An 11,136-nucleotide genomic window follows, 5' to 3' on the forward strand; every position below is an offset into this window, starting at 1 on the left:
CGCGCGCGGCAGCTCCGCCGAGTCGCCCCACCCCCGCCCGCCCCCCCCCCCCCCCCCACACCCCCCCCCCCCCCCCCCCCCCCCCCCCCCCCGGGGCGCCGCCGCCCGCCCCCCCGCCCCCCCCCCCCCCCCCCGCGCCCGGCGCCGCTGGGGGGGTGGGGCGCGGGGGGGGGCCGGCGCCGCCCCCCCCCCCCCCCGCGACGTGGTCTGTTCAGCCTTCGAAATAGCCCGGCTGGTCGATATCGGCGATGAGCCCGGGTCCGCTCGGCTCCCACCTCAGCAGCGCCCGGGTCCGTTCGCTCGAGGTCGGGACATCCATCGCCGCGAACATCGCGAACCAGCCGAAATGGCCGGCCGCTTCTTCCGGGGACTTGGCGACCACGGGTACGTTCAGACGCCGACCGATCACGCTGGCGATGTCCTTGAATGGCACGCCCTCTTCGGCGATCGCGTGATAGCGCCCGCCGCCGGCGCCGTGCTCGAGCGCAAGCCGGTAGACGCGGGCGGCATCGAACCGATGCACTGCGGGCCAGCGGTTGAGCCCTTCGCCGACATAGGCCGACACGCCCTTCCTGCGAGCAAGGTCGATGAGGATCGGAACAAAGCCGTGATCGCCCTGGCCATGGACCGACGGGGGAAGACGGACAACCGATGCGCGCACGCCGCGCGCCGCCAGCGCGGCGGCTGTCGCTTCGGAGGCGCGAGGATACGAGGCGGACGCGGGGACAGGCGCATCTTCCTCGGTCGCGATGCGGCCCCGCGCCTGGAGCGCGGTTCCGGAGGTGACGAGCAGGGGACGCTGGGAGCCTTCGAGTACGCCCCCCAACGCCTCGATGGCGCGCCGGTCCATCTCGCAGTTTTGCGCGAATTTCGAGAAGTCATGGTTGAAGCCAGTATGGATCACTCCATCCGCGACGGCCGCGCCCCTGCGCAGGCTTTCCAAGTCTTCGAGGTCACCTCGATGCACCTCCGCTCCGGTAGCGGCCAGCGACTTGGCCGACGCCTCCGAGCGGGCGAGACCGAGCACCTGATGGCCGGCGCCGATGAGTTCTTGAACGACGGCAGAACCGACGAATCCGGTCGCCCCGGTAACGAAAACACGCATCACGACTTCTCCTTGTTACTCTGACCACGACCATGTTCGCGGTCCGGTGGTGTCGTGATAGGCGCTTGAGAAAATACGATCTATGCGGTAAAGTCCGTATTATCTTTGCAATCGTCCGGGATGACCCATGGATCCCCTTTCAGATGTGCTCTCGCTGCTGAAGCCGCGAAACTATATGTCAGCCGGCTTCGACGCGGGTGGTGAATGGTCGATCCAGTTCCCCGACCAGCAGCAAAGCATCAAGACCGGAGCGGTGGTCTCCGGCCGGTGCTGGCTGTCGGTGGAGGGCGTTGCCGACGCAGTGCGCCTGGGAACGGGGGACTGCTTCCTGCTGCCGAGCGGACGGCCTTTCCGTCTTGCAAGCGACATGAGCTTGACGCCTGTTGAAGCCGTCAAGATTTTTCCGCCAGCGCGGGCCGGCGGTGTCGTGATCTACAATGGCGGCGGTGATTTCTTTCTTGTCAGCAGCCGCTTCGCGCTTGGTGGCAACCATGCCGGCATCCTGTTGCGGATGCTGCCAGCCATTGTGCATATCCGCAAAGAGTCGGACCAGTCGGCGCTTCGCTGGTCTGTGGAGCGGATGATGCAGGAACTGCGCGAGCCGCAGCCGGGTGGCTTTCTGGTGATTCAGCATCTCGCCCACATGATGCTGGTTCAGGCGCTGCGGCTGCATCTTTCGGAAGGACTGAGAGGCGGCGTCGGCTGGCTCTTTGCCTTGGCGGACAAACAGATGGGCGCGGCGATCAGCGCCATGCATGACGATCCGGCGCATGGCTGGACATTGCAGGAGTTGGCGGAACGGGCCGGCATGTCGCGATCGACCTTTGCGCTCAGATTCAAGGAGACGGTCGGCGCTTCGCCCATGGACTATTTGACGCGCTGGCGAATGTTGCTGGCCGGGGACAGGCTGGCGAATTCCAGCGATCCCGTGTCCGTCATTGCGCTGTCGCTCGGCTATGAATCCGAAAGCGCCTTCAGCACAGCCTTCAAGCGGGTCATGAACTGTTCGCCGCGGCAATATGGCCGTGGCCGGGCTCCGGCCTTCGCGTCACGTAACGGGGCGGAAGCTGCCTGAGCCGATCGGCTTGAGCGTGTCGCGGATGTAAGCGGTTGGAGGGCTCGCCGTCTCACCGGAATTTAACCGCATTGGTGCAGCATGGCGCCGGTGCTACTAACGCTTCGATTCCAGATCCCTTTTCAACGGTTGCCATTCCATGAGCCAGAGATCCTGCCTTTCCATCATCCTCGCCGCAGGCGAAGGCACGCGCATGAAGAGTGCCGTGCCGAAAGTGCTGCACCAAATCGCCGGCCTGCCGATGGTCGCCCATGTCGTGAAGGCGGCCGAAGCCGCCGGCAGCGGCGATCTGGCGCTGGTGATCGGCCATGGCGGCGACGAGATGCGCAAGGCGGCACTCAAGTTCGCGCCGAAGGCCGAGGCTTTCGTCCAGGAAAAACGTCTCGGCACCGCGCACGCCGTGCTTGCCGCACGCGCAGCAATATCAAAGGGTTATGACGACATTCTGGTGATGTTCGGCGACACGCCGCTGATTGATCCGGAGGCACTCGCCGCAGCGCGGCTGAAGCTGGCGGAAGGTGCGGCTGTCGTCGTGGTAGGCTTCCGCACAGAAAATCCTTCCGGCTATGGCCGGCTGATCGAAAAGGTCGGCAAGCTCGTGGCCATCCGCGAGGAGAAGGACTGCTCGGACGAGGAGAAGAAAATCACCTTCTGCAATGGCGGGCTGATGGCGGTCGCCGGCAGGCACGCGCTGAAGTTGCTCGATGCGGTCGGCAGCAAGAACGCCAAGGGCGAGTATTATCTCACCGACATCGTCGAGATCGCCGCTGCGCAGGGACTTGATGTCGTCGCCACCGAAGCCAGTTTCGACAACGCGCTCGGCATCAACAACCGTGCCGAGCTTGCCCAGGCGGAAGGTATCTGGCAGGCGCGTCGACGGCATGAAGCGATGCTTTCCGGGGTGACACTGATTGCGCCTGAAACTGTGTTCTTCTCGTACGACACCGAGATCGGCGCCGATACGATCGTCGAACCGAATGTCTGGTTCGGGCCGGGCGTGAAAATCGCCACGGGCGCCAAGATCCATGCCTTCAGCCATATCGAAGGCGCCACCATCGCGTCGAATTGCGATGTCGGGCCGTTCGCGCGGCTGCGGCCCGGGGCCGATCTGAGAAACAAGTCCAAGGTCGGCAATTTCTGCGAGGTCAAGCAGGCGATCGTCGAGGAGGGCGCCAAGGTCAACCACCTGACCTATATCGGCGATGCCCGCATCGGCGCGGGCGCCAATATCGGCGCCGGCACCATCACCTGCAACTATGACGGCTATTCGAAATTCTTCACCGATATTGGCGAAGGCGCGTTCATTGGCTCGAACTCCTCGCTGGTGGCGCCGGTGTCGATCGGCAAGGGCGGCTACATCGCCTCGGGCAGCGTCATCACCGAAAGCGTGCCCGACGATGCGTTGGCCTTCGGCCGCGCCCGACAGCGGACTCTGCCCGGCAAGGGCAAGGAGTTGCGCGAACGGTTCGCTTCGGCCGCGGCGGCCCGCAAAAAAGGCTAGCCTAACGGAACTCGGCGACAAGCTCGATTTCGCCAACGATTGCATCGTTGAAGGCGGGCAGGTCTTCGGCCGAGATCCAGTATCCCAGATGCGCCCTGCTGCCGGCATGCTGGACACTGTAACGGTCCAGAAAGCTGCGACGCACCTCGAAACGCGTCACGAAACTGATCCGCTCGCAGGCACATTCCAGTCGCGGGCGATCTGGGTGGCATAGGCCTCGCTCGTTACCGGATAGAAGATCGGCTGATCGGCAAGTCGAGGGGAAAGGCGCGCATCCCTGACTTCTGGATCAACTCCAGTTCGTGCGGCCCAACCGGACGCCATAGCGTCACCGTGTCAATTCGTTCGTTTCATGATCGCATCATGTCTTTGACCGATTTCAGGGGCCGTTGAGGCGAGATAGCATACATGCGCGAAGAATCTGAGCAATTGCGATAACCGGATTGCAAGAGCGTTCTGTCATGGTGCATCTGTGCAGGACCGTTCCGGCTGATACCGGACGAAATGCAATGTGATTTTTCGCGGCAGCCCGGCAGTCTCTAAATAGCGCCGGGTTTGAAGTCGGAGTCGGGGGCAAGCGCCATGTGCGGTATCGTTGGAATTGTCGGTAACTCGCCGGTCGCGCCGCTCATCGTCGATGCGCTGAAACGGCTCGAATATCGCGGCTATGACTCGGCCGGCGTCGCCACGATCGAGCACGGCAAGCTTGACCGTCGCCGTGCCGAAGGCAAGCTGGTCAATCTCGAGCGCCGGCTGAAGGACGAACCGCTCGACGGCATGATCGGCATCGGCCACACGCGCTGGGCCACGCATGGCGTGCCGAACGAGACCAATGCGCATCCGCATTTTTCCGACGGCGTCGCCATCGTCCACAATGGCATCATCGAGAATTTCGCCGAATTGCGTGGCGAATTGATGCGCGACGGCTACAGCTTCTCGTCGCAGACCGACACCGAGGTCGTCGCGCATCTGGTGGCGCGCGAACTGGCCAAGGGGCTGAAGCCGGTCGAGGCCGCACATCAGGCGCTGAAGCGGCTGGAAGGCGCCTTTGCGCTCGCCATCATGTTCAAGGGCGACGAGGATCTGATCGTCGGCGCGCGCAACGGCCCGCCACTGGCCGTCGGCCATGGCGACGGCCAGATGTTCCTTGGCTCCGACGCCATCGCGCTTGCCCCGTTCACCAATTCGATCACCTATCTGGAAGACGGCGACTGGGCGGTGGTGCGCCGCAACGAAGTCGGCATCTTTGACATGGACGGCAACAAGGTCGACCGCAAGCGCCAGCAATCGCTCAGCACCAGCTTCATGGTCGATAAGGGCAACCGGCGCCATTTCATGGAAAAGGAAATCCATGAGCAGCCGGAAGTGATCTCGCACACGCTGGCGCATTATGTCGATTTCGTCGGCGGCGTGTCGAAGCCGCTCGACCTGCCGTTCGATTTCGCCAAGATCGACCGGCTGGCGATTTCCGCCTGCGGCACCGCTTATCTGGCCGGGCTGATCAGCAAATACTGGTTCGAGCGCTATGCGCGGCTGCCGGTCGACATCGATGTCGCCTCGGAGTTCCGTTACCGCGAGATGCCGCTGTCGAAGACAGACGCCGCCTTCTTCATCTCGCAATCGGGCGAGACCGCGGACACGCTGGCCTCGCTGCGCTACTGCCGCAAGGCCGGCATGAAGATCGGCGCGGTGGTCAATGTGCGCGAATCGACCATGGCGCGTGAATCCGACGTCATCCTGCCGACATTGGCCGGCCCGGAAATCGGCGTCGCCTCGACCAAGGCGTTCACCTGTCAGCTTTCCGTGCTGGCCTCGCTGGCGGTGCGGGCGGGCGTGGCGCGCGGAACGATTTCGCGTGAGCAGGAGAAGACCCTGGTGCGGGAGCTGTCCGAAGCGCCGCGTTATGCCAACCAGGTGCTGAAGCTCGACGGGCAGATCGAAAAGATCGCGCGCGACCTTTCGCACTACAAAAACGTGCTTTATCTCGGTCGTGACACCAATTTTCCGCTGGCCATGGAAGGCGCGCTGAAGCTCAAGGAAATTTCCTATATCCACGCCGAAGGCTATGCCGCCGGCGAGTTGAAACACGGCCCGATCGCGCTGATCGACGAGAACATGCCTGTCATCGTCATCGCCCCGCATGACCGCATCTTTGAAAAGACCGTGTCGAACATGCAGGAGGTCGCGGCACGCGGCGGCAAGATCATCCTGATCACCGACAGCAAGGGCGCCGCACACGCCACGGTCAAGACGATGGAGACGATCGTTTTGCCGGACGTGCCGGAAATCATCTCGCCGATCATCTACGCGCTGCCGATCCAGATGCTCGCCTATTTCACCGCTGTGTTCATGGGCACGGACGTCGACCAGCCGCGCAATCTGGCGAAATCGGTGACGGTGGAGTAAGTTTCGCCCTCAAGTTGAGTGGCTGGGCTGACATGGCATTGAGACTCGTACGTCCAATTCACCCCGGAGAGTTCCTGCGCGAGGAATATCTCGTCCCGCTTGGTATGAGTGCCGGTGCGCTGGCGAAGAAGCTCAATCTTCCGCGCACCCGTATCGAACGCATTGCCAAGGAAGAGATCGGCCTGACTCCTGATACCGCGCTTCGCCTCGCCAGGTTCTTCAACACCACGCCGGAATTCTGGATGAATTTTCAGCAGGCTTATGAACTTGAAACCGAGGCGAAGAAACTCGCACCGGAGCTCGAGAAGATCGAACCGCTGGAAGCCACGGCATAGTTGATCTTTTAAAAACTTCGCCATTCCAAAGCGCCTTCGGGTTCAGTAGTGTCGCGTTGCAAACACACGCTGCGGTGAACCATGTCGGATGCTCTCAAGACCTCAGGCATGACCCGGCTGAGAAACTATTTCCTGACCGGCTTCGTCGTCTGCGCGCCATTGGCGATCACCGCCTACATTGCCTGGTCGCTTATCGGCTGGGTCGATTCCTGGGTGAAACCCTATATTCCGGCACGTTACAATCCTGACACCTATCTGCCGTTTCCGGTTCCGGGTTTTGGGCTGATCGTCGCCCTGATCCTCATCACCTTCATCGGTTTCCTGACCGCCAATATCGTCGGCCGCGCCATCGTCAATTTCGGCGAGCGCCTGCTTGGCCGCATGCCGCTGGTGCGCGGCATATACGGTTCGCTGAAGCAGATTTTCGAGACGGTGCTATCGAACAAGGGCGACATGTTCCGCCAGGTCGGGTTGGTCGAATATCCGCGCAAGGGGGTCTGGTCGCTGGTCTTCGTCGCCAGCGAGAAGGAAACCGAGATCAATCAGAAGCTCGACCAGAAAGGCGATCCGCTGATTGCCGTGTTCATGCCGTGTACGCCCAACCCGACCACGGGCTTTCTGATGTATGTGCCGAAATCCGACATCGTGCTGCTCGACATGACGATTGAGGACGGAGCCAAGCTGATCGTGTCGGCCGGCCTGGTGGCGCCGGCGGTCAAAATGGTGACGGTGAACGGTGAGCAGATCCACGGCGCGCTTGCCAATCCGCCGCTCGACACCATGCCTCAGCCGGCGCGCAGGAGCCGCACGGCCTCGTCGCGGCCAAACAGATAGAGCAGCAGGCGCAACGCCGTGCCGCGTTCGGATTGCAGTTCCGGATCGCGCGACAGGATCAGCCGCGCATCGTCGCGGGCGGCTTCGAGCAGGTCGGCATGCGCCTCGATGCGCGCCACCTGGAAGCCCGGCGTGCCGGATTGGCGGGTGCCGAGCAACTCGCCTTCGCCGCGCAGCTTCAGATCCTCTTCGGCGATGCGGAAGCCGTCCTCGGTCTCGCGCATCACCGACAACCGGCGTTTTGCCGTCTCGCCAAGCGGGTCCTTGTAGAGCAGCACGCACGACGATGGCTTGTCGCCGCGCCCGACCCGGCCGCGCAATTGGTGCAGCTGGGCAAGGCCAAAACGCTCGGCATGCTCGATGACCATGATCGTCGCGTCCGGCACATCGACGCCGACCTCGATGACGGTGGTGGCGATCAGGATGCGCGTATCACCCTGCTTGAAGGCGCGCATCGCCTCGTCCTTGTCGGCGCCTTTCATGCGGCCATGCACCAGGCCGATCCGATCACCGAACAGCGGCTTCAGCGAGACAAAACGGTCCTCGGCCGACATCAGCTTGATTTCCTCGGATTCCTCGACCAGCGGACAGATCCAGTAGATTTTCTGGCCGTCGGCGACGGCGTCGAGCATGCGGCCGATCAGCTCGTCGAGCCGTTCGAGCGGCAAAGTGACAGTGCGGATCGGCTGGCGGCCGGCCGGCTTTTCCGTCAGCTTGGACACGTCCATGTCGCCGAAGGCGGTCAGCACCAGCGTCCGCGGTATCGGCGTTGCCGTCATCACCAGCATGTCGGGCGCATCGCCCTTGGCGGTGATGGCAAGGCGCTGGTGGACGCCGAAACGGTGCTGCTCGTCGACGACGGCGAACACGAGGTCATGGAACGTCACCGTTTCTTGGAACAGCGCATGGGTGCCGACGACGATGTCGATGTCGCCATTGGCCAGGCCGGTCAGCGTGTCGGCGCGCTCGCGGCCCTTTTCGCGGCCGGTGAGGATGGCGATGCGCAAGCCGGCCCTTTCCGCCAAAGGGGTGATGGTTGCGAGATGCTGGCGCGCCAGGATTTCGGTCGGCGCCATCAATGCCGCCTGGCCGCCGGCCTCGACGGCACGCGCCATGGCGAGCAGCGCGACCACCGTCTTGCCGGCGCCGACATCGCCCTGCAAGAGACGCAGCATGCGTTCAGGGTCGCCGAGATCGGCGTTGATTTCGGCAAGCGCCATTTCCTGCGACACCGTCAGCGAATAGGGGAGCGCGGCGCGCACCCTGTCGACGATGCGGCCGTCGCCGACGAGTGGCCGGCCCGATAAGCGGCGGACCTTGGCCCGGACCAGCGCCAGCGACACCTGGCCTGCCAAAAACTCGTCATAGGCAAGGCGTCGCCACGCTGCGCCGTCGACGGAGACGTCGATCGGGTCGGCCGGGTTATGGATGCGAGTGAGCGCATCGCCGAAGGCAGGAAAGGTGTGGCGGCGCAGGAACTCGCCGTCCTGCCATTCGGGCAGCACCGGCAAGCGTGCGAGCGCCTGGCCGATTGCCCGGCGCAGCACCTTGCCCGATAGCCCGGCGGTCAGCGGATAGACCGGCTCGACCAGCGGCAGGTTTTCCGCGTCGCCGGCAAGTGCGATGTGATCGGGATGAACCATGGTCGGGCGGCCGTTGAACCATTCCATGCGGCCCGAGACGACGACATGCTCGCCTTCGGGCATTGCCTTTTCGAGATAGGCGGCATGAGCATGGAAGAAGGTCAGCGCGATCTCGCCGGTGTCGTCATGGGCGTAGACCCGGTAAGGCACCGATCTGTTGCCGCGCGGCGGCGGCTGGTGGCGGTCGATGCGGACGTCGAGCGTGACGATGGCGCCTTCGGCCGAGCCGGCGATGCCCGGCCGGTTGCGGCGGTCGATGACAGTATGCGGCAGCACGAACAAGAGGTTGCCGGCGCGCGCGGCCCGGTCGCCGAGATCGGCCGCCACGACTTTCTCGATCAGCGCACCAACCTTCGGCCCGACGCCGGCAAGCGAGGTGATCGGGACAAACAGCGGATCGAGGAGGGAGGGACGCATGATGTCAGCTTATGTTGCGCCGGCCGTAGCGCAAGGCTGACACCGCCTTCTATCCACGCTATATGCGCCGCCTGGGCAAGGATGTTGCACGATGACCGGAACGACACGATCAAGCGAGGGGCTCGACGCCCGCCGCCGCAAGCTTCTGTTTCGTTCGTGGCACCGCGGCATGCGCGAGATGGACCTGATACTCGGCAGCTTCGCCGATGCCGAGATCGGCGCCTTGACCGGCGACGAAATCGACCAATATGAAAGGCTTCTCGACATTCCCGACACCGAATTCCTGCCCATCGTCACCGGCGAGCGCCCGGTTCCGGCGGATATGGATTGTGCCGTCCTGCAAAAAATCCTGGCCTCGCGCCGGGCCATGACCTTCTGAACAACGTGTAGCCATGAGCCTTATTCCTACGATCGGTCTGCCGAAAGGCCGCGCCGGCCAGTTCATCGTCGATGGCGTCGCCGACGGCTACGAAGCCTTTGCGCTGGTGCAGGCTGCGCACGAGATCGCACCTGACAAGCCGGTGCTGTTCGTGGCGCGCGATGGGCAGCGCCTGCCGGCTATCGTCGAGGCGCTTTCCTTTGCCGCGCCGGGCCTGCCGGTGCTGGAACTGCCGGCCTGGGATTGCCTGCCTTACGACCGCGTCTCGCCCGGCGCCGATGCCGCCGCAAGGCGGCTCGATGCACTGGCCGCAATGATTGCGCTGGCGAAGAAGCCGCACCGTGCCGTCGTCCTCACCACCGCGAATGCATTGCTTCAGCGCATTCCGCCAGCGGAACTCGTCGAGGCGCAGACCTTCCACGCCAAGCCCGGCAACCAGATCGACATGAACGTACTGGTGTCGCGGCTGGAGACTTCCGGCTTCGAGCGGGTGCCGACGGTGCGCGGCATCGGCGAATTTGCGGTGCGCGGCGGCATTCTCGACCTCTTCGCGCCCGGCTGGACGGAGGCGCTGCGCCTCGACTTTTTCGGTGATACGCTGGAATCGATCCGCGTCTTCGACACCGCAACGCAGCGCACCACCGGCCAACGCAAATCGATGGCGCTGCAGGCGATGAGCGAGGTGGCGCTGACGCCCGAAACCATCAGCCGCTTCCGCCGCGCCTACATCGAAGCCTTTGGCGCACCCTCCCGCGACGATGGGCTCTATGCGGCGGTCAGCGAGGGCAGGCGGTTTGCCGGCATGGAGCACTGGCTGCCGTTCTTCTATGAGCGGCTGGAAACCGTGTTCGACTATCTGCCCGACGCGCCCGTGGTGTTTGATCATCTGGCGCATGAGGCACTGGCCGAGCGCCATACGCTGATCCTAGACCACTACGAAGCGCGCAAGAAGCAGGCCGACGGCGCCTTGAAGGACGCGGTGCCGTACAAGCCGGTGCCGCCGGATCTGCTCTATCTGTCGCCCGAGAACCTGATCGCCTCGCTTGGCCCGCGCGAAGCGATCGACTTCACGTCCTTCGACGCGCCGGATGCAGGCGCGAAAAAGGTGTTCCATGCCGGTTCGCGCCATGGCCGGAGCTTCGTCGAGGAACGCGCCGATCCTAACGCCAACGTCTTCGACGTTGTCGTAAAACACATCGCCGACGAGCGCGCCGCCCGCCGCCGCGTCATCGTCGTCGGCTGGACCGAAGGCTCGCTCGACCGGCTCGGCCAGATCCTGGCCGAGCATCACCTTGGCAACCTGAAGCCGGTGGCGACGCTTGCCGAAGCCGAAAGGCTCGAGCCGGGGCAGGCGGGATTGGCCGTGCTGTCGCTCGAATCCGGCTTCGAGACCGAAAAACTGGTCGTCGTCGCCGAGCAGGACATTCTCGGCGACCGGCTG

The 11,136-nt window shown here is 63.9% G+C and carries 9 protein-coding genes and 1 pseudogene; 7 read left to right on the plus strand and 3 right to left on the minus strand.

Going from position 1 to position 11,136, the window contains the following annotated elements; translation table 11 throughout:
- Positions 1-211: 211 nt before the first annotated feature.
- Entirely contained in the window at positions 212-1,105 is an 894-nt protein-coding gene (locus NKI85_RS36335) for an SDR family oxidoreductase (RefSeq protein WP_352531060.1), read from the minus strand.
- Between the two features lie 127 nt (positions 1,106-1,232).
- On the opposite strand from NKI85_RS36335, the gene NKI85_RS36340 reads away from it, so the two are divergent.
- Complete coding sequence (locus NKI85_RS36340; protein ID WP_352780628.1) at positions 1,233-2,180, plus strand: AraC family transcriptional regulator; 948 nt, start codon at positions 1,233-1,235, stop codon at positions 2,178-2,180.
- Between the two features lie 139 nt (positions 2,181-2,319).
- The gene (gene glmU / locus NKI85_RS36345; RefSeq protein ID WP_352531016.1) at positions 2,320-3,681 is read left to right on the plus strand and encodes a bifunctional UDP-N-acetylglucosamine diphosphorylase/glucosamine-1-phosphate N-acetyltransferase GlmU; all 1,362 of its coding nucleotides are present in this window, start codon (positions 2,320-2,322) and stop codon (positions 3,679-3,681) included.
- A gap of 1 nt (position 3,682) precedes the next feature.
- On the opposite strand, the pseudogene NKI85_RS36350 reads toward glmU, so the two are convergent.
- Positions 3,683-3,974 (minus strand): annotated as a pseudogene (locus NKI85_RS36350) (hypothetical protein).
- A 289-nt stretch (positions 3,975-4,263) separates the two neighbouring features.
- Here NKI85_RS36350 and glmS point away from each other — a divergent pair.
- The 3 genes from glmS (at position 4,264) to NKI85_RS36365 (ending at position 7,256) form a co-directional block, all read left to right on the plus strand.
- Entirely contained in the window at positions 4,264-6,087 is a 1,824-nt protein-coding gene (gene glmS / locus NKI85_RS36355; protein ID WP_352531018.1) for a glutamine--fructose-6-phosphate transaminase (isomerizing), read from the plus strand.
- A gap of 32 nt (positions 6,088-6,119) precedes the next feature.
- Positions 6,120-6,422, plus strand: coding sequence for a HigA family addiction module antitoxin (locus NKI85_RS36360; protein WP_352780630.1), 303 nt, complete (start codon positions 6,120-6,122; stop codon positions 6,420-6,422).
- Between the two features lie 81 nt (positions 6,423-6,503).
- Complete coding sequence (locus NKI85_RS36365) at positions 6,504-7,256, plus strand: DUF502 domain-containing protein (protein ID WP_352531020.1); 753 nt, start codon at positions 6,504-6,506, stop codon at positions 7,254-7,256.
- Here the strand turns inward: NKI85_RS36365 and recG are convergent.
- Complete coding sequence (gene recG / locus NKI85_RS36370) at positions 7,208-9,316, minus strand: ATP-dependent DNA helicase RecG (RefSeq protein ID WP_352780631.1); 2,109 nt, start codon at positions 9,314-9,316, stop codon at positions 7,208-7,210. The two genes, NKI85_RS36365 and recG, sit on opposite strands and share 49 nt — an antisense overlap.
- 91 nt (positions 9,317-9,407) lie before the next feature.
- Here recG and NKI85_RS36375 point away from each other — a divergent pair, with 91 nt between their 5' ends.
- A complete protein-coding gene (locus tag NKI85_RS36375) occupies positions 9,408-9,695 on the plus strand; it encodes a succinate dehydrogenase assembly factor 2 (protein ID WP_352531024.1) in 288 nt (95 codons plus the stop codon).
- A gap of 13 nt (positions 9,696-9,708) precedes the next feature.
- Positions 9,709-11,136 (plus strand): transcription-repair coupling factor family protein (locus NKI85_RS36380; protein WP_502900781.1); only part of this gene is annotated, 1,428 nt, incomplete at its 3' end.

Origin of the sequence: Mesorhizobium sp. M0571 (genome assembly GCF_040320985.1) — a bacterium.
GTDB lineage: Bacteria > Pseudomonadota > Alphaproteobacteria > Rhizobiales > Rhizobiaceae > Mesorhizobium.

Excerpts from the sequence above, each read along its gene's own strand:
- recG (WP_352780631.1), bottom strand. The coding sequence starts at position 9,316 with ATGCGTCCCTCCCTCCTCGATCCGCTGTTTGTCCCGATCACCTCGCTT.
- NKI85_RS36375 (WP_352531024.1), top strand. The coding sequence starts at position 9,408 with ATGACCGGAACGACACGATCAAGCGAGGGGCTCGACGCCCGCCGCCGC.
- NKI85_RS36360 (WP_352780630.1), top strand. The coding sequence starts at position 6,120 with ATGGCATTGAGACTCGTACGTCCAATTCACCCCGGAGAGTTCCTGCGC.
- glmU (WP_352531016.1), top strand. The coding sequence starts at position 2,320 with ATGAGCCAGAGATCCTGCCTTTCCATCATCCTCGCCGCAGGCGAAGGC.
- NKI85_RS36335 (WP_352531060.1), bottom strand. The coding sequence starts at position 1,105 with ATGCGTGTTTTCGTTACCGGGGCGACCGGATTCGTCGGTTCTGCCGTC.
- NKI85_RS36340 (WP_352780628.1), top strand. The coding sequence starts at position 1,233 with ATGGATCCCCTTTCAGATGTGCTCTCGCTGCTGAAGCCGCGAAACTAT.
- glmS (WP_352531018.1), top strand. The coding sequence starts at position 4,264 with ATGTGCGGTATCGTTGGAATTGTCGGTAACTCGCCGGTCGCGCCGCTC.
- NKI85_RS36365 (WP_352531020.1), top strand. The coding sequence starts at position 6,504 with ATGTCGGATGCTCTCAAGACCTCAGGCATGACCCGGCTGAGAAACTAT.